This window comes from Atopobium sp. (assembly GCF_034113385.1).
Lineage (GTDB): Bacteria > Actinomycetota > Coriobacteriia > Coriobacteriales > Atopobiaceae > Atopobium.
Genome location: NZ_JAXEXL010000011.1, coordinates 126,778 through 150,265, shown reverse-complemented (window position 1 = coordinate 150,265; position 23,488 = coordinate 126,778). Strand labels below are relative to the sequence as shown.

At 44.3% G+C, this 23,488-nt stretch carries 23 protein-coding genes, 1 tRNA gene and 1 pseudogene; 17 read left to right on the top strand and 8 right to left on the bottom strand.

Annotated elements, in window-relative coordinates; genetic code table 11:
* From SPD80_RS03260 to SPD80_RS03240, 5 genes are all read left to right on the top strand, one after another.
* Positions 1–210 (top strand): TIM barrel protein (locus SPD80_RS03260; protein WP_320828465.1); only part of this gene is annotated, 210 nt, incomplete at its 5' end.
* Positions 211–223: 13 nt separating this feature from the next.
* A complete protein-coding gene (locus SPD80_RS03255; RefSeq protein WP_320828464.1) occupies positions 224–2,080 on the top strand; it encodes an ABC-F family ATP-binding cassette domain-containing protein in 1,857 nt (618 codons plus the stop codon).
* Complete coding sequence (locus tag SPD80_RS03250) at positions 2,073–3,818, top strand: ABC transporter ATP-binding protein (protein WP_320828462.1); 1,746 nt, start codon at positions 2,073–2,075, stop codon at positions 3,816–3,818. Before SPD80_RS03255 ends, SPD80_RS03250 begins: the two co-directional genes overlap by 8 nt.
* A complete protein-coding gene (locus SPD80_RS03245; protein ID WP_320604811.1) occupies positions 3,818–5,683 on the top strand; it encodes an ABC transporter ATP-binding protein in 1,866 nt (621 codons plus the stop codon). Before SPD80_RS03250 ends, SPD80_RS03245 begins: the two co-directional genes overlap by 1 nt.
* A gap of 159 nt (positions 5,684–5,842) precedes the next feature.
* The gene (locus tag SPD80_RS03240; RefSeq protein ID WP_320604809.1) at positions 5,843–6,343 is read left to right on the top strand and encodes a helix-turn-helix transcriptional regulator; all 501 of its coding nucleotides are present in this window, start codon (positions 5,843–5,845) and stop codon (positions 6,341–6,343) included.
* Here SPD80_RS03240 and SPD80_RS03235 read toward each other — a convergent pair.
* Positions 6,282–6,848, bottom strand: coding sequence for a hypothetical protein (locus SPD80_RS03235; RefSeq protein ID WP_320604807.1), 567 nt, complete (start codon positions 6,846–6,848; stop codon positions 6,282–6,284). The genes SPD80_RS03240 and SPD80_RS03235 overlap by 62 nt on opposite strands.
* A gap of 163 nt (positions 6,849–7,011) precedes the next feature.
* On the opposite strand from SPD80_RS03235, the pseudogene SPD80_RS07425 reads away from it, so the two are divergent.
* Both SPD80_RS07425 and SPD80_RS03230 read left to right on the top strand, forming a co-directional pair.
* Positions 7,012–7,245: pseudogene (locus SPD80_RS07425) on the top strand (hypothetical protein); the annotation flags it as partial.
* A gap of 41 nt (positions 7,246–7,286) precedes the next feature.
* Entirely contained in the window at positions 7,287–7,598 is a 312-nt protein-coding gene (locus SPD80_RS03230) for an ATP-grasp domain-containing protein (RefSeq protein ID WP_320604805.1), read from the top strand.
* A 93-nt stretch (positions 7,599–7,691) separates the two neighbouring features.
* Here SPD80_RS03230 and SPD80_RS03225 read toward each other — a convergent pair.
* A tRNA-Pro gene (locus tag SPD80_RS03225) sits at positions 7,692–7,768 on the bottom strand.
* A 257-nt stretch (positions 7,769–8,025) separates the two neighbouring features.
* Between SPD80_RS03225 and SPD80_RS03220 the strand changes: the two genes are divergently transcribed.
* The 9 genes from SPD80_RS03220 (at position 8,026) to SPD80_RS03180 (ending at position 17,031) form a co-directional block, all read left to right on the top strand.
* Positions 8,026–8,775: a CDP-alcohol phosphatidyltransferase family protein gene (locus SPD80_RS03220; RefSeq protein ID WP_320604804.1), complete on the top strand. Its 750-nt coding sequence runs from the start codon at positions 8,026–8,028 to the stop codon at positions 8,773–8,775.
* Positions 8,768–9,928 carry a D-alanyl-D-alanine carboxypeptidase family protein gene (locus SPD80_RS03215; RefSeq protein ID WP_320604801.1) on the top strand — a complete coding sequence of 387 codons (1,161 nt, stop codon included), beginning with the start codon at positions 8,768–8,770 and terminating at the stop codon, positions 9,926–9,928. The genes SPD80_RS03220 and SPD80_RS03215 overlap by 8 nt, the downstream gene beginning before the upstream one ends.
* Positions 9,929–9,957: 29 nt before the next feature.
* Positions 9,958–10,803: a hypothetical protein gene (locus tag SPD80_RS03210; protein ID WP_320604799.1), complete on the top strand. Its 846-nt coding sequence runs from the start codon at positions 9,958–9,960 to the stop codon at positions 10,801–10,803.
* Between the two features lie 16 nt (positions 10,804–10,819).
* On the top strand, positions 10,820–12,061 hold the full coding sequence (locus tag SPD80_RS03205) for a MalY/PatB family protein (protein WP_320604797.1): 1,242 nt from the start codon (positions 10,820–10,822) through the stop codon (positions 12,059–12,061).
* A gap of 158 nt (positions 12,062–12,219) precedes the next feature.
* A complete protein-coding gene (locus tag SPD80_RS03200) occupies positions 12,220–12,633 on the top strand; it encodes an FHA domain-containing protein (RefSeq protein WP_320604795.1) in 414 nt (137 codons plus the stop codon).
* Positions 12,634–12,647: 14 nt separating this feature from the next.
* Positions 12,648–13,367 (top strand): MerR family transcriptional regulator, encoded by a 720-nt coding sequence (locus SPD80_RS03195; RefSeq protein WP_320604793.1) that lies wholly within the window; start codon positions 12,648–12,650, stop codon positions 13,365–13,367.
* A gap of 45 nt (positions 13,368–13,412) precedes the next feature.
* Positions 13,413–13,946, top strand: coding sequence for an adenine phosphoribosyltransferase (locus SPD80_RS03190; RefSeq protein WP_320604791.1), 534 nt, complete (start codon positions 13,413–13,415; stop codon positions 13,944–13,946).
* Positions 13,947–14,086: 140 nt separating this feature from the next.
* Positions 14,087–15,316 carry an NlpC/P60 family protein gene (locus tag SPD80_RS03185; RefSeq protein ID WP_320828459.1) on the top strand — a complete coding sequence of 410 codons (1,230 nt, stop codon included), beginning with the start codon at positions 14,087–14,089 and terminating at the stop codon, positions 15,314–15,316.
* Between the two features lie 104 nt (positions 15,317–15,420).
* On the top strand, positions 15,421–17,031 hold the full coding sequence (locus SPD80_RS03180) for a ClC family H(+)/Cl(-) exchange transporter (protein ID WP_320828457.1): 1,611 nt from the start codon (positions 15,421–15,423) through the stop codon (positions 17,029–17,031).
* A gap of 366 nt (positions 17,032–17,397) precedes the next feature.
* Here SPD80_RS03180 and trxB read toward each other — a convergent pair whose 3' ends face one another.
* The 6 genes from trxB to SPD80_RS03150 form a co-directional block, all read right to left on the bottom strand.
* Positions 17,398–18,348 carry a thioredoxin-disulfide reductase gene (trxB, locus tag SPD80_RS03175; RefSeq protein WP_320604785.1) on the bottom strand — a complete coding sequence of 317 codons (951 nt, stop codon included), beginning with the start codon at positions 18,346–18,348 and terminating at the stop codon, positions 17,398–17,400.
* Between the two features lie 77 nt (positions 18,349–18,425).
* Positions 18,426–19,700: a uracil-xanthine permease family protein gene (locus SPD80_RS03170; protein ID WP_320604783.1), complete on the bottom strand. Its 1,275-nt coding sequence runs from the start codon at positions 19,698–19,700 to the stop codon at positions 18,426–18,428.
* 68 nt (positions 19,701–19,768) lie between these two features.
* Positions 19,769–21,100, bottom strand: a complete 1,332-nt coding sequence (locus SPD80_RS03165; protein WP_320604781.1) for an NCS2 family permease — start codon at positions 21,098–21,100, stop codon at positions 19,769–19,771.
* 69 nt (positions 21,101–21,169) lie between these two features.
* The gene (gene dut / locus SPD80_RS03160; RefSeq protein ID WP_320604779.1) at positions 21,170–21,619 is read right to left on the bottom strand and encodes a dUTP diphosphatase; all 450 of its coding nucleotides are present in this window, start codon (positions 21,617–21,619) and stop codon (positions 21,170–21,172) included.
* Positions 21,609–22,061 carry a transcriptional regulator NrdR gene (gene nrdR / locus SPD80_RS03155; RefSeq protein ID WP_320604777.1) on the bottom strand — a complete coding sequence of 151 codons (453 nt, stop codon included), beginning with the start codon at positions 22,059–22,061 and terminating at the stop codon, positions 21,609–21,611. The genes dut and nrdR overlap by 11 nt, the downstream gene beginning before the upstream one ends.
* A gap of 121 nt (positions 22,062–22,182) precedes the next feature.
* A complete protein-coding gene (locus tag SPD80_RS03150; protein ID WP_320604775.1) occupies positions 22,183–22,632 on the bottom strand; it encodes a LysM peptidoglycan-binding domain-containing protein in 450 nt (149 codons plus the stop codon).
* Between the two features lie 189 nt (positions 22,633–22,821).
* On the opposite strand from SPD80_RS03150, the gene lexA reads away from it, so the two are divergent.
* Positions 22,822–23,487: a transcriptional repressor LexA gene (gene lexA / locus SPD80_RS03145; RefSeq protein ID WP_320828455.1), complete on the top strand. Its 666-nt coding sequence runs from the start codon at positions 22,822–22,824 to the stop codon at positions 23,485–23,487.
* Position 23,488: the final 1 nt, after the last annotated feature.

Sequence of the window (23,488 nt, the reverse complement as noted above, 5' to 3'; positions counted from 1 at the left end):
AAAGCATTGCATCTTAATGATTCTAAAAATCCTTGTGCTTCTCATAAAGATCGTCATGAGAAGCTTGGCGAAGGGTATTTAGGATTGTCATTTTTTAAACACTTGGTGCGCAACAAGCGTGTGGCTGAGTTACCGATGATTTTAGAAACACCGCATACTTCTTTAGATGGCTATGCGGCAGAGATTGCCTTGTTGCGCGGTGTTGCTTAAGGAGGCTTATGTCATGGGGATTCTTGTTGGTTGTGAAAAAATATCTCATGAATGGCCTGGTAAAAAGGTTTTTTCTGAGCAGACTATTGGCATCAATGAAGGCGAGCGCATAGGTATTGTAGGCAAGAACGGTGATGGTAAATCTACCTTGCTGCAGCTCATCTCTCATGAACTTATGCCTGATGAAGGTGTGGTTACCTGGCGCGGTGGCGTAAGGGTTGGCTATTTGAGTCAAACAGATACGTTAGCTAATACTGCTACCGTACATCAGGCGGTAGTGGGGGATATGCCAGAGTATGAGTGGGCGTCTAATCCTGCTATTCGTGAGATTGTATCGGCACTGCTATCTGACATAGCTTGGGAAGCATTGGTGCAAGAGCTTTCTGGCGGCCAGCGCAGGCGTGTAGATTTAGCACGTGTTTTGATTGGCAGTTGGGATGTTCTGCTTATGGACGAGCCAACCAACCATCTTGACATGGGTGCCATTAGTTGGCTTGCTGCTCACCTTAAGCGTCGCTGGCAAGAACATCAAGGAGCATTGCTTGTTGTTACACATGATCGTTGGTTCTTAGATGAAGTTTGCCTTACCATGTGGGAAGTCCATGATGGTGTAATTGATCCTTTTGAAGGCGGTTATTCCGCCTATATCCAGCAGCGCGTAGAGCGTGAGCGTCAGGCAGCGGTACGTGAAGAGCGTCGTCAAAACATGCTCCGTAAAGAACTTTCTTGGTTGGCGCATGGAGCACAGGCGCGTACCTCTAAACCAAAGTTTAGAATTGACGCTGCCATGGAGCTTATTGCCAACGACCCTCCACTGCGCAATTCCTTAGAGCTCAAACGCTTGGCAGTTGCGCGTTTAGGCAAGATGGTTATAGAGATGAAAGACGCCGGGTTTTCTTACCCTGAGGCAGAGAAACCCGTGGTATCACACATAGATTGGCTTATTGGTCCGGGGGACCGTTACGGTATTTTGGGCGAGAATGGCGCGGGTAAAACAACGTTACTTAAACTCATGACCGGTCTTACTCAGCCAACACACGGAAGCGTGCGCATTGGCAAGAGTGTGCGTTTTGGTTTTTTAACACAAAACCTAGATGCCTTAGCAGATAAACAAACTTGGCGTGTGAGCGAGGTACTGCGTCAGTACAAGAGCAACTACTACATTGAGGGTAAGGCGTATTCTCCTGAGCGCCTGTTGGAGCGTCTTGGTTTTGATACGCGTGAACTTATGAGTCGCATATGCGATATTTCTGGTGGTCAGGCTCGTAGGCTTGCCATTATGTGCGTGCTGCTTGATGAGCCTAATGTCCTGGTATTGGACGAGCCTGGCAATGATTTGGATACGGATATGCTTGCCATTCTTGAAGATCTTCTCGATAGCTGGCCTGGCACGTTGCTGGTGGTTACACACGATCGCTACCTGATGGAACGTGTGACAGACAATCAATTTGCGCTTATTGACGGTCAGCTACGGCATGTTCCTGGTGGCGTGGATGAGTACCTTAAGCTGCTTGCAACGTCTGAGCGGGTCAGTGCATCACAAGGCAAGACCTTGGGCGGGCATAATCAAAACTCCCAAGCTTGTTCTAACGCTGCTGCCATAAATCAACAGGATGTTGGAATAAAAAAGCTTTCTAACGCTGAGCTGCGTGAATTGCGCAAGCGTCATAGCTCAGTGGAGCGTAAGCTCGCAACGGCATCAGAAAAACTGAGTCAGTGTGCTCAGACCATGCATCAGGTTAATCCTACCGACTTTAGCAAGCTTCAAGAGCTGCAGCAAAAGTTAGAGCAGGCACAGACACGAGTGGAAGCGTTGGAAATGGAATGGCTTACCCTCGAAGAGGCGTTAGAAAAACACAATCATGCGTAGGCTGCTACAACAGTTTCTAGGACCGTATACTTCAAAAGCTATCTTGGGTGTTCTTACCAAGATGGTTGAAGTTGTTTTTGAAGTACTCACGCCACTGGTGGTGGCACGCATGATTGACTACGGCGTACATGCGCATGATATAACTGCGGTAAGTAGGCTCGGCTTTCTTTTGTTGCTCTTTGCCGTGGTAAGTTATAGCTTTACGCTTATTTGTCAAAAATGTGCTTCTCTGTGTAGCCAAGGCATTGGTACGGATATTCGCAAGGCCTTATATGAGCACATCTCACAGTTTTCTTCTGCTGAGGTAGATTTTTTTGGCAGTGCTTCACTTGTTACGCGTATTACAAACGATGTCAATCAGGTACAGCTTGCAGTAGCCTTGGGAGTACGTCAGGTAACACGCTGGCCACTTTTGGCGATAGGCTCCATCATTGCTTGTTTGTCTATTGATGTTCAGCTTGGTCTTGTGGTGTTGGTAAGTACCGTACTTGTGGGACTTATTTTTTACCTCGTTATGCATGCATCGATTCCGTTTTATAAGAAGATGCAAGACAAGCTAGATAGCGTTTCTCAAATCACACAAGAAGCTTTGTCAGGTGTACGTGTTATCCGTGCATTAAGAAAAGATGCTTACGAGTTCAAGCGTTTCTCAGCCGCATCACATGAGCAAGCACAGGTAGCCATTAGTGTAGGTAAGCTCAGCTCGCTGCTTAATCCAGCCACGTTTTTTGTGTTGTACCTAGCAATACTTGTGGTGTTATGGATTGCGCAAGATTTGGTGCTGAGCGCCACACTTACGCAAGGTCAAGTAATTGCCTTTGTTTCGTATATGACTACTACGCTCATTTCTGTTGGTTATTTGGCAAATCTGATTATTATTTTCTTGCGTGCCTCTGCCTCTTCCATGCGTATACACGAGGTATTGCAGACGCCCTTAACCGTTACATCACATACCGATACACCCATAAAGCTTGATGCAAACGCACCAGCTCTTACGTTTGAAAATGTGAGTTTTAGCTATACCGATGCCGCTCAACAGTCAGCTGCTGCTTTGCAAAACTTAAGTTTTGCTCTTCAGCCCGGTCAAAGTCTGGGCATTATTGGTGGTACAGGTTCTGGTAAATCAAGTGTGGCACAACTTTTGCCACGTTTATATGATGCCACCAGCGGTTCTATTAAATTGTTTGGTACTGATATTCAAGCATACCCCTTACAGCAGCTGCATAAATTAGTGGGATATGTACCTCAAAAACCATCTTTGATGCGTGGTACCATTCGTTCTAATTTGCTTTGGAGAAACCCTGCGGCAACAGACACTCAACTTTGGGATACCCTTGCCGTGGCTCAGGCAAAAGATTTTGTGGAGCAAATGCCTGGTCAGCTCGATAGCGTGGTGGAAGCTGGAGGAAAGAACTTCTCGGGAGGACAGTGTCAACGTTTGACCATTGCTCGCTCTTTGGTAGATACGCCGCGCTTACTGGTTTTGGATGATGCTGCTTCTGCATTGGATTATGCAACGGATGCTCAGTTGCGCACGGCACTTACTGAGCTTCAGGAGCAGGTAACGCGCATTATTATTTCTCAGCGTGTATCTGCTGTTATGGATGCAAGTCTTATTTTAGTACTTGATCACGGCTGTGTGGCTGGCCTCGGAACGCATGATGAGCTCATGCAAACATGCACAATCTATCAGGAGATTTGTTTGTCGCAGTTCAGTCAAGAGGAGGTGCAGCAGTAATGGCCAATGCGTATACGAGCGTAGGCGGCACCACAGGAGTTATCTCAACGATTCGTACTACAGGATCCAAACAGTCAGGACCAAAAGCTGCAAACAATCAACTTGACGTTAGTACATACTCAGTCAAACAGGTCTTACGCTGGATTGTATCAATAATAAAACCGCATGTCTGGTTGGCCTTATTGGCATTTATTGCAAGTGCTGGATCGGTCATACTGCAGCTTTATGTACCCATTCTTATTGGACGAGGTATAGATATGCTTGTGGGCATTGCGCGTGTATCGTACAAGCCTTTGCTCGAACTCCTTACCTATAGTGCAGGCGTTATGGCTGCAGCAGCGCTTTTACAATGGATAGCAAGTTATTGCACGAATAGGCTGTCGTATATAACGGTGCAAGATGTACGCAACCAAGCATATGCAAAGTTTAAAACTTTGCCGCTGTCATATATTGATGCTCATGCACATGGTGATTTACTTTCTCGGATTACGAATGATGTTGACCAGATAGGCGATGGATTGCTACAGGGATGTACCCAGTTTTTTAGTGGCATTGTTACCATTGGGGGTACGCTAGCTTTTATGATGAGCTTATCTGTTCCTATAGGGCTTATCGTTGTGATTATTACGCCGTTGTCCGTTGTGGCGGCAAGTCTTATTGCGCGTTTCTCGACAAAGCATTTTGCCACCGCCCAAGAGGTGCAGGGAGAGCTTGGTGGATATGCAGAGGAGCTCATGAGCAATCAAAAACTGGTTGCTTGTTTTGGGCATCAGGCAGCGGCGCAAAAACAGTTTAATGCCATTAATCAGACTCTTTATACAGCAGGGGAGAAGGCTCAATTTATAAGCTCGCTTTCCAATCCTACTACACGCTTAGTTAATAACATCATGTATGCGGTGGTGGCTGTTGTGGGTGTCATGTGTATACTTACGGGCACTCCGTCTGTGCTTACTGCCGGACAGGTTCAAAGCTTTTTGGCGTATACCAATCAGTATATGAAACCATTTAACGAGATTTCTGGTGTTGTTACTCAAATTCAAACGGCCTTTGCATCTGCACGCCGCATACTTGCTCTTTTTGATGCGCCAGAAATTATCGAGAATGACTGTGCACATGAGTTATCTACCAGTAAAAATGGTGAGATTGAGTTTAAAAAGGTGGCTTTTTCCTATGACTCTCAGAAACCCTTTTTGCATGATTTGAGTTTTCATGTATTGCCGGGGCAAACCTTTGCTTTGGTTGGGCAGACGGGTTGCGGTAAAACAACGCTTATTAATTTGTTACTACGCTTTTATGACGTGTCAGACGGCCAGATTCTAGTAAACAATCAAGATATTTCTGATGTACAACGAGAAAGTCTTCGTGAGGCATTTGGCATGGTGTTGCAGGATACGTGGCTGTTTAGTGGAACCATTAAGCAAAATATTGCTTATGGCACATCAGATGCAAGCGATGAACAGATTATTGCTGCTGCAAAGATGGCACATGCGCATAAGTTTATTCAACAGCTCCCCGCAGGCTACGATACGATACTTGATGCAGAGGGTGGGCTTTTAAGTCAAGGCCAGCGGCAGCTCTTATGTATTGCACGCGTTATGTTGGCAAATCCCTCCATTTTGTTGTTGGATGAGGCCACCAGCTCTATTGACACACGCACTGAACGTCAGATTCAAGATGCATTTGATTGTATGATGCAAGGGCGTACGTCACTGGTAGTAGCACATCGTCTCTCTACTATCCGTAATGCGGATTGCATTTTAGTTATTGATGATGGCACCATTGTTGAGAAGGGCACACATGATGAACTTCTTTCTTATGGCGGTGTCTATGCCACCTTGTATAAAAGCCAATTTGAACAAGCATAAGCAGGTATTGTGTATTTCAACTTGTATAGTGGATACTATTAGATAAAAGCGCAGGTAATGTACGTTGTTATTGTACGTTGCTGTTGGCAACGAGCTGTTATCTCTACGATGTTGCTTAGCAAGGGTATGTATGGAATTGAGTGTTGTAAAGGAGTACCTATGCTTGGCACCAACATTAAAACGGTTCGTACAGCGCAGGGCTTATCGCAAGAAGAGCTTGCTCTTAAACTCCATGTAGTACGGCAAACTATTTCTAAGTGGGAGCAAGGACGTTCTGTTCCTGATTCAGAGATGCTGGTAGCACTAGCAGAAGTTCTAAAGACGTCCGTTGGCATATTGCTTGGTGAAGATATTCCAGAACAGCAGGTAAACGAGCTTAGTGTACTTGCGAGCAAGCTAGAAGTAATAAATCAACAACTTGCTGAGCAAAAACGTGCACGTCAGAGATTGGCGCGCATAGTACTTGTGGGCCTATGTATAGCTATAGCAGGATTGTATGGCTTCTTTATTATGCTTAACGGCGAGTATCTTGGTTGGAACTATGCAGACACAGAGCTGGCAATTATGGGTGTAGGACTGCATGCGCTGGAATGGCTGTTTATGCGAACTGCTCCCATAGTACTGTTGGCTGCGCTGTTAGGTTTGTGGCATATACGGTAATAGCTGTGGTAGCAGGTTTGGTATCTTCTTCAGTTGAAGTTTGGGTCTTTTGCGGCTTACCATATTGTTCAGTTGTTTGCTCGGTTGAGATGCTGCCATCAAAGCCTATGGTTACAAGCTCATCGTACTGCTCCGAGCCCATAAGTCGTACTGTGACGCTCGAATTGTCCCACTGCACATGCCAACTTTCCTTATGAACTTGAGCTCCATCATCATTAATGGTGGTATCAACATGTGCTATCTCATTTTGATTAAGCTTGAGTACCAGACGGGCGTCTGCACCCGAGAAGAATAGAGGCTGACCCACAGACTGCAACTCGAGTGTATACCTGCCATTGGACGAGACTGATGTATCTATGGTGTGCACGGCATAGTCCATCTCATAGTTCAAATATGCGATGAATGCACTAATCGCAACTGCGATTCCAGCGATTACTGCCAGCATAATTATGAGCACCTGCTTTATGCGAGTGACACGAGGCATCTTACTTTGTTTAGCCTGCATATGCCTCCCTTTGATGAATGATGGAACGGAGCCAGTTGTTTGTACGGGCTCAAACTTCGCTGGGTAACTTTTAGTTTGAGCAGGAGCTTTTTGCTGTCACAGTATTGTAATAGACTATCAATGACCTTATCAAAGCAGAAAGCAAAGCAGAAAAGGAATTCGTATGTCCCGAGTTTTCATACAGTCGGTTCATAACGTTCCATCCATTGATTACCCCGCCTCTCTTAAAAACTTTCTCGGGCGCAGGGTATGGAGGACAACTATTGATTCAATTAGTAACAATCCAGAATTGTGGCCTGTGTTTGTGAAGCCTGTGGAAGAGAAGCGTTTTACCGGTAGGCTTGTAAGATCTACCAGCGATCTTGTAGGATGCGGAACCTGTGGCGAGGACACAGAGGCGTATTGCAGTGAGCCGGTTGACTTTATTGCCGAGTGGCGGTGCTTCGTAGTACGGGGGGGCAAATCCTTGACGTACGCAGGTACCGGGGTAACTGGTCTGCTACGTTTGATTCCGCCGTTGTGCGTCGTGCGGTTGCATCGTATGTGGATGCACCGCAAGGTTACGCTGTAGACTTTGGCCTAGCACGGGATGGGAGAACGCTGCTTGTTGAGGTGAACGATGGCTATGCACTGGGTGCTTATGGACTCGAACCTCATGCTTATGCACACTTGCTTGCGGCGCGTTGGTACGAGCTTGTTGGTCTTTCTGACCCTTACAACTTTGGGCTCCTGCCAGAGCCTCTTTTGTAGTTATGTTTCCCTACGAGGGACGTGGTGGAATAAACATCCTTGGTGCAAGAAAAAAGGTCAGACGGGAAACAACTCGTCTGACCTCACATGTTCTGGTCGGGTGGACTGGATTCGAACCAGCGACCCCTTGACCCCCAGTCAAGTGCGCTACCAAGCTGCGCCACCACCCGTACGATATGCTCATCGAGCACAGGGAATAACTTACCATGCTCAGCGAGCGCTTTCAAGCAAAACTTTTTGTTTCAACTCAAAAACCTGTTCTTACTACAAGAAGACTATCAAGCATATATGAATTTTACAGACCGCACAATCTTAGGGAGTATGTGCGCTTTATTAAGGAGGCGTTTTTAAGCGGTTGATGGGGTAGGATTAACCCGTATGTATCTGTAAGGTAGTATTGGTAATTCAGACGTTACAAGGGTAGTACATGGTCAAGAATCGCCACATAAAAGAACGTGTCAAAAACAACCTTAAAAATAAGGCTGATTACGATGCTCTCACCGCACAACAGACCGGCAGTACTACCAGTCCCGTCGGTACACCAGACAATCCCAGTACACGAGTTTTTACTCTTGCCAACGTCATTACCTTCACGCGTTTAATCTTTACACTCATTTTTTTGTACTTATTTATTACGCATGAAAATCGCTATATTGCACTTGCTTTTTATGTTACAGCTGCTCTTACAGATTTTCTCGATGGTCAAATAGCACGTCGTACCCAAACCGTGAGCTGGGTAGGCAAGATTATGGATCCAATTATGGATCGTGTTTTGCTCTTTACTGGTGTTTTGGGTTTGGTTCTGACGGGTGAGCTACCGTTATGGACTGCCATTTTTGTGATTGGCCGAGATGCCTACCTTGGTATTGGTGCTCAAGTTCTACAAAGGTATCGCCGTCGTCCTGTAGACGTTGTGTTTATTGGTAAAGTAACCACCGCATTGCTCATGTTTGGCTTTAGTGACTTATTGCTCGGACTTCCTCTACTACAGGGTCTGCGGCTGGTAAACATATCTTGGCTGCCACTTCTTAATGATGTACCAGCACCTCTTGGTATGCTTGCGGTATATGCTGGCATTATTTGTTCTGTTATCACGGCAATTATCTATACGAAAACTGGTATTTCTATCATTCGTTCAGCTCGTTCAGATCAAAAGGATTCATTGTCACATGCTTAAGGCAAAATATTGTATTGCTCTGCTTGTCGTCTTAGTGATTGGTATAAGCATACGTCTTGTGCTGTTTACCAGCGCATTTGCAGAGGAAACTGCCACGAATATCGCATCTGATGAGCCACAGCTTTCTGAGGCACAAGCAGCTATAGTTACAGATTCCACCGGACAGACGTTGTGGTCAAAGAACGAGGATACGCAAATGAGCTTGGCATCGGTAACTAAGGTTATGACTGCAATGGTAGCCTTAGATTCTGATGTAGACCTCAATGCAACCTATACCATGACAGGGGTAGACCTTGGCCCCAATTCCCAAACCGCTGGTTATAAGCAAAATGACCAAGCCATGCTTTCGGATTTACTTGACGTTATGTTGGTTTTCTCGGCTAATGATGCAGCTACAGAGATTGCACGTATTGTGGCTGGTCATGAGGATGCCTTTGTTGAGCGTATGAACAAAAAAGCACTTGAACTTGGTATGACGCATACGCACTTTACTAACGTACATGGACTGGAAGATGCAGGTAATCATTATTCATCAGTTCATGATATGGTGCTTATGGGACGTCATGCTCTGCGTTATTATCCGCTCATTGCAGATATTGTTACCAAGCGTTCCGTAACTGTTCCTATAGGGGATAAAAACAGAACTTTTAAATCTACAGATCAACTTATGGATACCTATCAAGGTCTTTTGGGTATCAAAACGGGTTCTGTGGAGTCTGGTACTACCTTTTTAGGCGCTGCACAACGTGGGGAAGTGCGTCTGTATTCAGCTGTTCTTGGTTGTCAAACAAATGAAGGTCGCTTTGCAGATAGTGCAGCACTTCTTGACTGGGGATTTGCTCATATGAGCGAGAAGACCATGGCAGAGCAAGATATGGTCGTGCGTTGGGCTCCCTTTGCATATAATTTTAGTTTCAAGTGTCCTATCTATGCTTCTGCTGCTATGGGCATTGTGTTTGATGGGGCAGCGCTCAATTACAGCTCATTGCAGTATCGACCTAACACATTAGTTTCCTCGCAAGATGCGTATGGGGTAACTCGTTGGTATCAGGGTGAGCGTACGGTTGCCATTTGTTCATATCATGCTGGCACTCCTTTATTGGGTGTTCCATCATATGACATCTTTACGACTCCTCATTTTTACAGCGTTTAGTAGCAGGTCTTAACAAAATAGGTGAACTCATGTCTCAGAATAATCTTCATGTTGACCTTAGTAAGGAGCACATGCTTTTAGGTGGTGTCATGGCTCAAAGACACCGCGCACAAGTAGCCATGCAGTACCATTCTGCTTCTGACGAGAAAAACGCACTTCTTACATCATGTGGTCTTACGCACCTTGCGGATATGGGCATGATGCTTGTTAGCGGCACAGATGCTCCAAGCCTCATACAAGCCGCTGTGGCTTGCAATATGCCCGTAGTGGGTTCTTATGCGTATGGAGCCGTGTTATCTGGCGATGCTGCTTTGCTCAGCGTTCCTTTAGTAGTTCGCACGGGAGATACTGAGTTTTTGCTGCTGGATGGATCTTCTCGCTTTGAACTACTGTATGAATGGATTTCATGGCTGGTGTGCGTAGAACAAGATGGCAAAGCTTTGTATGCACATGCTTCAGTAAGCAATGAGTCTTCCTCGTTAGTAGTATTTCAGCTTGCAGGGCCCCGAGCAACTGCTATCTTGTCCGACTATATAGCAAAGGATGTTCAGCTGCCTAAACGAGGATGCGTTAATAACCTCATGCTTGATAGTGCCATGAGTATTGTTGTACATAGCTCCCTTGCAGACCAAGATTGCTATACCGTGTTGCTGCCACCTGCTGTGGCAGGTACCTTTTGGCGAAGTTTTTTGTCATTTTCTGAGGTTGAGCCAGTGGGTTATGATGCGCTAAAAAGCGTTGAACGCAAGCAAATCCCTTGGTCGAGTGCACTTTCTCATTCCGACCGCATAAGCGCTACCCGTGACATGCTTGTTGCTTGGCAGATTTGTAGGGATTCAGATAACTTTATTGGCGCCCGTGCACTTGCTCAATAATTGAATGGAAGTCAGTATGAATAGCGTTACGAGTACAAGCTCTTCCTATGATTTCACCACTAAAATCAATCGAAAAGGGCAAGGTTCTGCAAAGTGGAACCTTATGTATACACAAGCAGAAGGTTCTTCGCTTGATGGTATTGTGCCTTTCTCGGTAGCGGATATGGAATTGCCACATCCACCTGAAATCATCAACGCAATACATAAGCTGCTTGATACCACTATTTTGGGGTATACCATGCCCAAAGATTCTTATTTTGAGGCTGTTATCACGTGGCAGGCCAAACGCCATGGCTGGACCCCTCAAAAGGAATGGATTGTAACGTCTCCTGGTGTGGTGCCAGCTTTTCATGCAGCCATTCGCGCGCTTTCTAACCCTGGCGAGGGCGTCATTATCCAACAACCTGTGTACTATCCATTTATGCGTGCTATTACTATCAATAATCGCGTTATTGTTAATAATGCACTCATTAACAATAGGGATACCTGTACGTATCAGATTGATTTTGATGATTTAGAGCAAAAGGCCGCAGAGCCACAAAATAAAATCCTGCTACTGTGCAGCCCTCATAATCCTGTGGGTAGGGTATGGACCCAGCATGAACTCCAGCGCATCATTGATATTTGTACGCGGCACGATGTGTTTATCATATCTGATGAGATTCATGATGACCTTATCATGCCAGGTCACAAGCATACAACGCTGCTTTCTCTTATGGATGATACGCAACAAACGTGCGCAATGGTGTGCACAGCGCCGTCTAAAACGTTTAATCTTGCTGGCTTTCAAACATCCAACATTTTTATTCCTGATAAAGCTATACGTGAGAAGTTTCAGCTTGAGTTTACAAAACTTGGTTTAGGCATGCTTAATGCATTTGGCTATACGGCTTGTGAAACTGCCTATACTATGTGTGAGCCATGGCTTGAAGAAGTACTTAAGCTTATATGGCATAACTATCAAGTGCTTTCTAAACTTTTTAGTGAACATCTACCTGAGGTTAAGGTTTACCCACTAGAAGGTACGTATCTTATGTGGTTAGACTTTTCTGCATGGCCTCTATCTCAAGAAGAGCTTGAGGAGTTTTTACACACTAAAGCTCAAATTTTTCTTGATGAAGGGTATATCTTTGGTGAAGAGGGCAGCTGTTATGAGCGTGTTAACTTGGCTGCACCAACTCAAACGTTAGTTGAGGCTTTTATGCGCTTACGTGAGGCAGCAGATACGGTAGGTATTCGCAAACATCAACAAGCTTAAGAGTTGGGCTGTATATACACATCAACCTCATAGCGCTCAGCAATCAATTCCAAACACGTGAGATACCGTCTGGCATAAAGTTTAGGTATAGATTTAACAAAAACCGTATGAGACGGGTACAATTATAGGCACTTACACGTTGTTTTAAGGAGCATTAGATGGCACACGGTTTTACTACCCCAGAGGACGGGGACGCAACAAAGATGTTTCGCATTCCTTCCCAGGATGCCACTATGCCTGATTTGATGGGTGCATACAAAAACGTTACCCCTTCTTTGAGCATTGTAAAAGGTCCGCAGGCAGGTATGTCTTTTGAGCTTGATCAAGATACAATCACTATTGGACGTGACCCTTCCAATAGTGTGTTCCTTAACGATATGACGGTATCTCGTCATCATGCTCGCATTGACTTATCTAACATTGCTTCTGGCTTTGCAACGATTGAGGATTTAGGCTCTCTTAATGGCACGTGGGTAAATGGTGCTATTGTTTCTCAGGCGCAAATCTCTGATGGAACATCCATACAAATCGGTACATTTTATATGGTATTTCATACCAATACTCCCGTATAGCAAGGTAGATAATCATGCCAGATGCTGGTTACTTAACGATTGGAAAGCTTGTAAAAAAGCTACAAGACAAGTATCCTGACCTTTCTGTGTCTAAGGTTCGCTACTTGGAAGATGAGGGCTTACTTAACCCCTCACGTACTCCTGGTGGTTATCGCTTGTATTCAGCACGTGATGCTAAGCGTTTGGAAGACATTCTGTACTTGCAAAAGAATCGTTTTTTGCCACTGTCTGTAATCAAGGAAGAGTTAAAGCATTCTGAGCATGCTGCTATGCAGTCTACCGAGAAAAACATTGAGCTGCGCTTTGATATTGATGATGAAGAGACTGTTAATCGCTTGCATCCCATTGACCGTATGCCAGATCTTTTGGGTGTCTCGGTAAGCTTTGTGCGCCAGCTTGCAGAAGCAGGTATCATTGCATTTAAACGTTCTCCTCATGGTAGAGACTTGGTTGATGGTCATGATTTTGCGCTCATTCGCATTGCATCGCAATTGGGGCGTTACAACATTGGGCCTAAAAATCTACGCCAGTATGTAACAGCAGCCAATCGTGAATCTACTATGTTTGAGCAAGCACTTATTAGTTATGGGAAGGCTCGCCAAAGTAAAGATGAAGAGGGGCAAGCGGCGTTTGATGCTGCTTTTGACCAAATGCTTGCACTTACTAACGCGTTGAGAAGTACGCTTATTCGAAAATCAGTCACGAATCGAACAAATGGAGTCTATACAAGCTAAGGTGTAGTACACTGAACCAGGCTGTGTTCAGCGAAAGGAACAACTGTGTCTAATTTTATGTACGAAAACCTCATTGTGGATATCCCTGACTATCCAGAGCCTGGGGTTATCTTTAAAGATGTTACGCCACTTTTTGCAGATCCACAGGGTTTGTCTGCAGCTGTAGATACCATTGCTACTCATTTTATGGGTAGGGGCATCACGAAGGTTGTAGGTGCTGAAGCTCGTGGCTTTTTGATTGGCGCTCCTGTTGCGTATCGTTTAGGTGCAGGTTTTGTTCCTGCCCGTAAGCCTGGTAAATTGCCTCGTGAAGTATATTCTCAATCATATGCATTAGAGTATGGTACTGATGAACTGCAGATTCATCAGGATGCCCTTGGTCCACACGATAAAGTGCTTATTGTGGATGATCTTGTAGCTACTGGTGGCACCTGTGTTGCAAGCGGTAAATTGGTAGAACAAACTGGTGCTGAAGTAGAGGGATTTGCATTCTTACTTGAGCTAGCATTTCTTAATCCTCGTGAGATTGTACAAAAGGATTTTGATAAAGAGATTTTCTCGCTTATTACAGTTGACTAAGAGCCTTATCAAAGCATTCCTATACAAGGTTTGCTTATGTGGACGCTGCTTCATGAAATATGAGGCAGCGTTTTTATTTTTCCAGCAAAGAGGGTATAGTTATCAGCACGCGTTTTTATCACGCGACGAAAGGTTACGGTATGTTTAACAAAACTACAGCTCTTTCAGCTGGTCTTATTGTTGCTCTTTCTTTTCAGGCTTGTATGCCAACGCTGGCTCTGGCTGAGCCTACCGCTCAAGAGCAAGCGCTCAATAAACTTCAATCTCTTGGTTCAGAGCTTGATGCCATTCAGAGCGAGCTTGATAGCAAGACTGCTCAAATGGAAGAAACGCAGGTAGAGATTGATAAAACTCAGGCACAAATAACTGAGACAAGCCAAAAGCTTGATGAGGCAAAGCAAACGCTTTCTCAATTAACTCGTTCCAATTACAAAACAGGCAATGGGTCTGTTTTGGACGTAATTTTTGAATCTTCAAGTTTTGAAGATCTTGCTAATCGTTTGTACTACATGAACAAGACGTCTAAAGAAAATGTAGATGCCATTAATGCAGTAGAAAAGCTCAGTGCTGATCTTGCTTCTCAAAACCAGACACTTGAAGCACGTAAAAAGTCACTTGAAGCTTCTATTTCTGTAACACAGACTAAACTTGCTGCATATCAACAGAAGGTTGATGAGGCTCAAGCTTACTTCAACTCTTTAGATGAACAAACTCAACAACAAGTTGAGAGTGAAGCTCAGGCTGCAGAAGAAGCTTCAAGCTCTAGTTCAAGCTCTGCTTCTAATGCTGGACAAGCTTCAAGTTCTTCTAAATCTTCTTCTGTATCTACGGTGGTACACGCTATCAAGAACAATAACGCTGGTTCTTCATCTTCTACAACAAGTAACTCCAATAGTTCACAGCCCAACACCAGTACTACTAAGAATACAAACACCAGTACTACCACGAATAGCAACACGTCAAACACGCAAACTACCACCTCAAAAACCACCACTCAGACCAAACCTAAAGAGACCTATAACAGTTATTCTGGTGCCGGTATTGCGTCTGCACGTTCCTTGATTGGCGTTATGTATAAGTGGGGTGGCTCTGACCCCAATCGTGACGGCGGGGTAGATTGTTCTGGATTAGTTGTTTACTCCTATGGTACGCGCCGCGGTCGCTCTACCTATGAAATGATTAGCTCGCTTAAGGCTTCTGGAGACTGGAAAACCAGCCTTTCTCAGCTTAATCCGGGTGATTTGATTTTTACTTCTGCTGGCCACGTAGGTATCTACCTTGGTAATAACAGAATGATTCATGCTCCTGCGGAAGGTCGTAGAGTGTGCGAGACAACCGTGTGGGCCTTTTATGGCGGTGGAAGCTACTAAGTTAGATAGATACAGATAATTACATATATGGTCATTAAGACGTTGTTTGGTTTCAAACAGCGTCTTTTGTTATTGTAGAAAGCAGGCTACAAGGGGAGAGGTACGTGAGCACACAAACAGACACAAGAACCGCTGTCGAGCGTAGACTTTCTCGTAGTTTTAGACTCAAAATTGTTGGCAAAGGTGCACTTGTTGGTCTTTTTGCAGGTGCTCTTGTTACGCTTTATCGGCTTGCTTTAAGCCATGCAGAGCAATTACTCCGTGCAATCATTAGCGCTCTTGCACAAAACTATGTGCTTATTGCTCTTTGGTTTGGCGTACTAATACTTCTTGCTTTTATTGTTTCCTTACTTGTGCGCTGGGAGCCTTATACCGCAAGTTCTGGTATTCCTCAAACTCAAGCTGACGTCGCAGGACACTACAATCTTCCTTGGTCCAGAATTATTTTTGCTAAGTTTATTGAGGGTACGCTTGTAGCCTTTGCCGGTCTTTCTATGGGTCGAGAAGGACCATCGGTGCAGCTTGGTGGTATGGCAGGTAAGGGGATTGCGCGGTTCTTCAAAACAAAAAGGGGAGAAGAGCATATTTTAGTCACCTGTGGTGCAGCGTCTGGTATGGCTGCGGCATTCCATGCACCACTTACTGGAATTATGTTTGCCCTAGAAGAAATGCAAAAGATTTTCTCGGCACCGCTGATAACCGCTGTTATGGCAGCGGCTGTCACATCTGATTTCTTTGTATCCCAGGTTTTAGGTGTAAAGCCCGTTTTATCACTCCATTTTGTAAGTAATTTACCTCATATTGATTACGTTATTGTCATTATTATGGGTATTTACCTTGGGGTTCTTGGTGCTTTGCACAATGTTGGCATGTTTTTTGCGCAAGATGTATATGCAAAACTTAGCTATAAGGCACCTTTTAGTCGATATGTTATTCCTTTTGTGCTAGCTGGCGTTGTAGCATTTACCATGCCAGCATTACTAGACGGCGGAGATGCCATTTTTGAGATTCTTCAAGACCCGTATGTAGAACCACTTAAGTTCCTAGCAGTACTTCTTATTGGAAAATATCTTCTTACTACTCTGGCATTTGGTTCTGGAGTTCCGGGCGGAACATTATTTCCGCTGGTAGTTATGGGTGCGCTAGCTGGAGCAATGTTTGGTAGGGTAGTTACAGAACTTACGGGAACAAGTTATGCCTATGTTGCAAATTACACGGCTTTAGGCATTGCAGGGCTTTTTGCAGGTGTTATTAGAGCTCCCATTACGGGTGTAGTGCTCGTATTTGAGTTGACGGGCAGCTTTAGCTCGCTCTTATCGGCAGTATTAGTTTCCATTATTGCGTATCTGGTAGCAGACCATTTGAACATAGATGCATTCTATGAGCATCTTTTTGCCAAAATGCTTGGACGACACAACAGAGATGATTATGATTCTCGCATGCATGCGTCTGAAAAACTCCTAAGAAGCCATATTGTATCAACGGAGAGTTTGGCAGCACACAAGCTAATTAGTGAGATTGCATGGCCTGAGGCTACGTTAGTTGTATCGATTGATCGCGCGGGCACAGAATTGATTCCATCTGGCAATACACGCATAGAGCCGTTTGACCGACTTATAGTTGTGATGGACGAGAAGAACGAGACTGCTGTACAAGCTCAGCTTCGCTCTATCTGCGCAGAAGATGATGTACTGGAACAGTCTATCGATACCTAAGCATAAGGCTTATGAGTTCTTGTGGGGTAGGCCAAATCGTAGGGCGCGTTGCAAATATGGTTTCTTATAGGTAGCTACTCTCTACTTTACATAAGATATATTATCATATTTAGGTAGCTGTTCTTATGAATACAACGACACGTTTGATGCGCTTTTTGCAACTATCCTGCAACCTTACTCATAGTGACGAAGTAATGAACTTTTTGATGCTGATACATTTCTCTTTTTTGAGGCTCTGAGAGCCGTTTTAAGGGCTTAGATTTTTGTAAATGAGTAATCCATAACAAGCAAGCCAATAATCATGAGGTTTTTGATGACTATTGGCTTGAACTATGCGATGTGTAAAACTGAGAAGCTCAGACTAGATTAGCAATCTACAGGAATGCCCAAAAACGATGATGCGCTTGTAGCGGCAATTGCACCATCTGCAGCAGCTGTAATAATCTGACGCAATGGTGTTGCACGAACATCACCAGCTACGAATAAGCCTTCGGTTTTGGTGGCCATGCGCTCATCAGTAATGATTGCTCCTTGAGGCAGCTTTTCTACAAGATCCCCTAAAACCTCAGATGCAGGCTGCTGGCCTACAAATACAAAGACGCCAAAGGAACCTTCATCGTACTTCTCGGTAGTTTCTTCATTTGTAACGTTGTTACGGAAAGTAATTTCATTGAGCAGTTGATTACCGTCAACTTTAACAATGGAGGTTTGATACCTAATAGATACCTTCTCGTTTTCTTCAAGTCGCTTAATCAAGGCGGGCTGAGCTCTCAAATGATCTTTGCGAACCACTAAGGTTACGTGATTTGCAAAGCGTGTGAGGAAAAGTGCATCCTCAGCTGCGGTATTACCGCCACCGACAACAAAAACGTCCTTGCCACGATAAAACATGCCATCGCAGGTGCCGCAGTACGAAACGCCACGTCCAGCAAATTTCTCTTCATTTTCAAAACCAGCATGACGAGGAGTTGCACCAGTAGCAAAAATAACAGCTTTAGCTGTGTATGATGCAGAACCACCAGTGATGGTAAAGATGCCAGACTCTGTGTCTTTCTGGATAGAAACGATATTGTCCATAACGATCTTGGAACCAAGGTCGCGCGCTTGCTTTTCCATAAGATCCATGAGTTCAAAACCAGTAGTATTGGGAACACCTGGATAATTATCAATCTCATTAGTGGTAATAACCTGGCCACCAATAGTGGTCTGCTCAATGGTAATTGCATCCAGCATGGCGCGTGTAGCATATATTGAAGCAGATAAACCTGCAGGTCCAGAGCCAATAATTACAAGATCGTGATACTCGGTAGCAGCCATAATACATCCTTTGTAAGCGTTAGGTTCTTTACTTCCCTTCTTGTACCCAGTTTTACAAAAATTAAGTTGTACACAATTTATTCACTAGCAGTGGAGGTTGTATCTTTTTCGGTAGTTTGTGGAAGCAGCAAGTTTAAAAGAATGCCCACAATGGCAGAGGTAGCCATACCGGGAAGTTCATACGAGCCTACTGGAATTGCAATACCAGCAGTTTCCATACCTACGCCCACAATAAGGACTACTGAAGCAATCATCAAGTTACGATTTTCTGAAAAATCAACCTGGTTACTTACTAGTGTACGAAGACCATTTGATGCAATAAGACCAAAAAGGAGCAGGCTTACACCTCCCATTACAGGCGTAGGAATACTCTCGATAAGAGCTTCAAGTTTTGGACAAAAACCACCAACTACCAGTGCAAATCCAGCTGCATACCAAAAAACCTGAGTAGCATAGACTCGTGTAACACTCATAACACCAATATTTTCGGCATAGGTAGTAGTAGGAGGCCCGCCAAGAAAACCAGCAATTGTAGTTGCAATGCCATCACCAGCAAGTGATTGAGGCAACAACGAGCGATAATCTCTATCCACTACCTCACCTACCACGAGCAAATGACCAATATGTTCAATAACAACTACCACAGCAATTGGAGCAATCAATGCAATAGCACCCCAGTCAAAGCGAGGGGTATGGATTTGTGGAAGACCAATCCAAGCAGCATCAAGCACTGGTTTAAAATCAACTAAGCCAAAACATGCCGCACAGATATAACCTACAACAATTGCAAGCAGTACGGGAATGGTGCCGATAAGACCAGGCATGCTTGAGAAAATAACTGCTGCTAATAAGGTAATACCTGCAACAATTGTTCCAATTGTTTGGAAAGAATCCGTACTTGCGTTAAACGCCATTTTTACAGCAGTTGCGGAAAGACCAATACCAATAACAATAATGACGCTTGCTACCAGTACTGGTGGTAAGATTCGATCCATCCAACTGGTGCCAATAAGTTTAATAATTGCCGCAAAGAGTAAAAACACCAGTCCAGAAACAACAACACCAGAGAGAGCTGCATCAAGCCCCTGAGTTGCACCAACGGCAACAATGGGACTAATAAAAGCAAATGAGCTGCCTAAGTAGCTGGGGATTTTATTGCGTGTTACGAGTAGGTAGCATATGGTACCAATGCCAGAGCACATGATGGCAATTGATGGATGAAGTCCCGTGAGCATGGGAACCAAAACGGTTGATCCAAACATACTCATCATATGTTGGATTCCCAGAGGAATTGCACGGGCAACAGAAACACGATCATCAACACCAATGGTTTCTCGCTGTGAGCCTGCCATTCTCTCCCCTTTCTTCTTAAAAAAAGAGGCTCGGAATACCGAGCCTCTTATGTGGTACTTTGTAGTGCTTAGTGCATTAAGAAGTAAACCAAGAATGCAAGTGCTGCAACCCACATCATGGGTTTAACTTTCTTGGCATTGCCTGTTACTAAGGCAATTACAACATATGAGATGAAGCCCATACCAATACCATCAGAGATGGAGTAAGTCATGCATACGCCTGCGACAATCATAAATGCAGGGAAACCATCGATTAAGCTTGTCCAGTCGATTTCTATGCACTCAGTCATCATGAGGTAGCCAACGTATACCAAAGCGCCGCAGGTAGCAGCAGTGCTTACAACAGAAATGAGTGGCGCAAAAAATGCGGCAAGAATGAAAAGAACACCAGTGGTAACGGAGGTTAAGCCAGAACGACCACCATCTGCAGCACCAGCAGTGGACTCAACGAAGGTGGTAATGGAGGACGCACCAAAGAAACCGCCCATAGCAGCCGCGCAAGAGTCAACAATTAGGATTTCCTTGATATTCTTTACATTGCCGTCTTCAGTAAGGAACTGACCAGGCTTTGCAACTGCAAGAGCAGTACCCATGGTGTCAAAGAAGTCTGACATCATAAGGGAGAATGCAAAAATAAGAAGCGTGGGGCTTGTAAGAACCTTAACAATACCCATAACACCTTGTGCATCAGACTGAAAAGGTGCCGCAAAGGTAGAAAAGTCAAGACCAGAAACAATACCTGTTGGAGCCATGGTTACACCCAAAGGAATACCAGCAACAACAGCTACCAAGATGCCAAGTAAAATTGAACCATTTACTTTAAGTGCAGAGAAAATCAAAGTGGCTACAATTGCAATCATGCCAACCTGAAAAGAAGCACTGTGGATGTCACCTAAACCAACAATGGTGCCAACACCCGGAACAATAATGCCAGCGTTTACAAGGCCAATCATGGCAATAAACAGGCCAAGGCCGACGGAAATAGCATGACGCAAAGAAACAGGAATGGCATCCATGATTTTCTCGCGAAGACCTGCCAAAACCAGGATTAGAATGGCGATGCCCTCAATAAAGACGACTGCCATTGCAGCGTGCCAGTCACCACCAGCAATGCCAGTTGCTGCAGCAGCAATCATGGCATTTACACCAAGACCAGAGGCGCAGGCCAAGGGACGGTTTGCAAACAAGCCCATCAAAATGGTCATTACACCTGCGCCAACGCATGTGGCAGTTACAAGTGCATTCATTGGAATAGAAGCCAAAAGCGGAACTTCTGGATTACCCAGAATAGCTGGGTTAACTGCAATGATATACGCCATTGCAAGGAAGGTAGTAAGACCTGCACGAAGCTCTTGTCCTACTGACGATCCCCTCTCTTCCAAGTGAAAGAACTGTTCCATTAGGAATTCCCTCTCTACGTCAAACGACGGACAATAAAAAGGCCTGTGTAACCAGGCTATTCCACGGCGTTAGTTAACGCCGCTAGAACCAAATCCACCAGTTCCACGATCCGTTGTGTCTAACTCGTCTACCTCAACAAGCGTGACCGTAGGAACCTGCTGAATAACTAGTTGTGCGATACGTTCTCCACGTTTGACATGGATGGGATGTGTGCTATCGAAGTTAATTGCGCACACTTTAAGTTCACCGCGATAGTGTGCATCAATAAGACCAGGAGTATTAACCATAGAAAGGCCTTCTCGCAGTGCTAAGCCACTTCGTGGTTGTACAAAGCCAGCGTAGCCATCTGGGATGGCAATTGCTAAACCTGTGGCAATAAGGCGCCGCTCAAAAGGCTGAAGAGTAACATCTTCATTGGCACGCAAATCAAGGCCAGCATCACCCTCGTAGGCATATGCAGGCAACTCAACAGTTGGGTCAAGCTTTTTGATGGCTAGTTTAATGTGATTATTGCTCATCAGAAAGGCTCCTCAGCTCGTTACTAAACTCTTCAAGATCTTTGAAATCACGGTATACGGAAGCAAAACGAACATAGGCAACCTTATCCAAAGAAAGAAGTTTCTTTAAAACAAGACTGCCTAATTCAGAAGAATGAATTTCAGTTTTACTGGTATCGCGGATTTCTGACTCAATCCTATCGATAAACTCATCAAGTTCAGTCGTAGAAATGTTACGTTTTACGGTAGCAGCGATAAGACCTCGCATGAGTTTTTGACGATCAAAGGGCTCACAAACACCATTACGCTTAATGACCGTAAGAGGAGTCTCTTCACGACGCTCATACGTAGTAAAGCGATGGTGGCAATGCTCACACTCTCGCCTACGACGAATTGCATCGTTATCGGATGAACGTGAATCTACAACGCGTGACTCCTCATGGCCACACTTTGGACAACGCATGGACACATCCTTTTATCTTTGAAAATGATTTTCTTCAAAAAGGACAATAGCATAAACAAGCATATGAAACACTATATATAGTGTTAATTTATAATTACAAACACAAGCAATACAAAAGCGCTTATGCTGATGCAGGAACAATTAACTTTTGACCGATAGTTAGCATTGAATTAGACAAATTATTTTTGTTAGAAATATAAGTAACTACATCTTTTGTGGAATGACCCTCAACACCATGGTTGGCTGCAATAGTCCAAAGGGATTCTCCTGGTTGTACAGAAATCTCTGTTGTGTGGATAGTGTCAAAACCAACAGTACGTTGTGATGCCGCTATAGCATTGCCATATAGTGCTGTACCAACAAATAACGCAATAAGAATGCTAAGAGTAGCTATAGTAAACAATTTGTCAGATACTGCCTGACGCATAGAAGATGATTGACGAGAAGTAGGTTGTACCTCATGTACGGGTTTATGAAGACCTCCTTCATAAACCGTAAACTGAGTAATTACAGGCTTGCATGCAGCAGAGCCATCAGATGTATAAGTAACATAGGTACGACCAGTTTTCATATCCTTCTCCTCTTTCCGTTGGTTTCTGAGTCATTTATAGAGGAGTGCTCAGACACTATTAGAAATAGAACAGATGTTCTTGTTACTAAGTATGTACGAACATATGTTCTTGTCAAGTAAAAACGAACAAATGTTTGCATATTTTTTAGAACAGATGTAGTATTTCTTTACAGTACCGAGGAGGATAAAATGGCTACAAGAAAGCTCAGTGCACGTCAACAGCAGATATATGACTACATTTGTGTCTATTCTCAAACCCATGGTTTTCCGCCTTCAGTGCGTGAAATTGGGCGTGCGGTTGGTTTAGCATCACCTTCTACTGTTCATATGCATCTAAAATATCTTGAGGATAATGGCTTCATCCATCGTGATTCTAAGAAGCCTCGTGCAATTGGCGTTATGCCTGAGCAAGAAGATGCTCAATCTAAACCAGCATCTCATGCAAAGTTGGCTACTGTATCGCTTGATGTTACTAACAATCTTATTTCTCTGCCTGTTGTGGGAAGAGTTGCAGCTGGACAACCCATTTTGGCCGAGCAAAATGTAGAAGAAAATCTCTCCTTGCCTACGAGTATCGTTGGTGATTACAGTTCGTTTATTCTTCGCGTTCGCGGTGACTCAATGATTAACGCTGGCATCTTTGATGGAGATTATATTGTTGTAAAAGAGCAGTCAGATGCTCATAACGGAGAGATTGTTGTGGCACTTATTGATGACTCTGCAACGGTAAAAACATTTTATAGAGAAAAGTATCGCGTTCGTTTACAGCCAGAAAATGACACCATGGACCCCATTTATGTTAAGGATCCTAAGATTTTAGGTAGAGTAACTGCGCTCATTCGTTCTATTTCCTAAT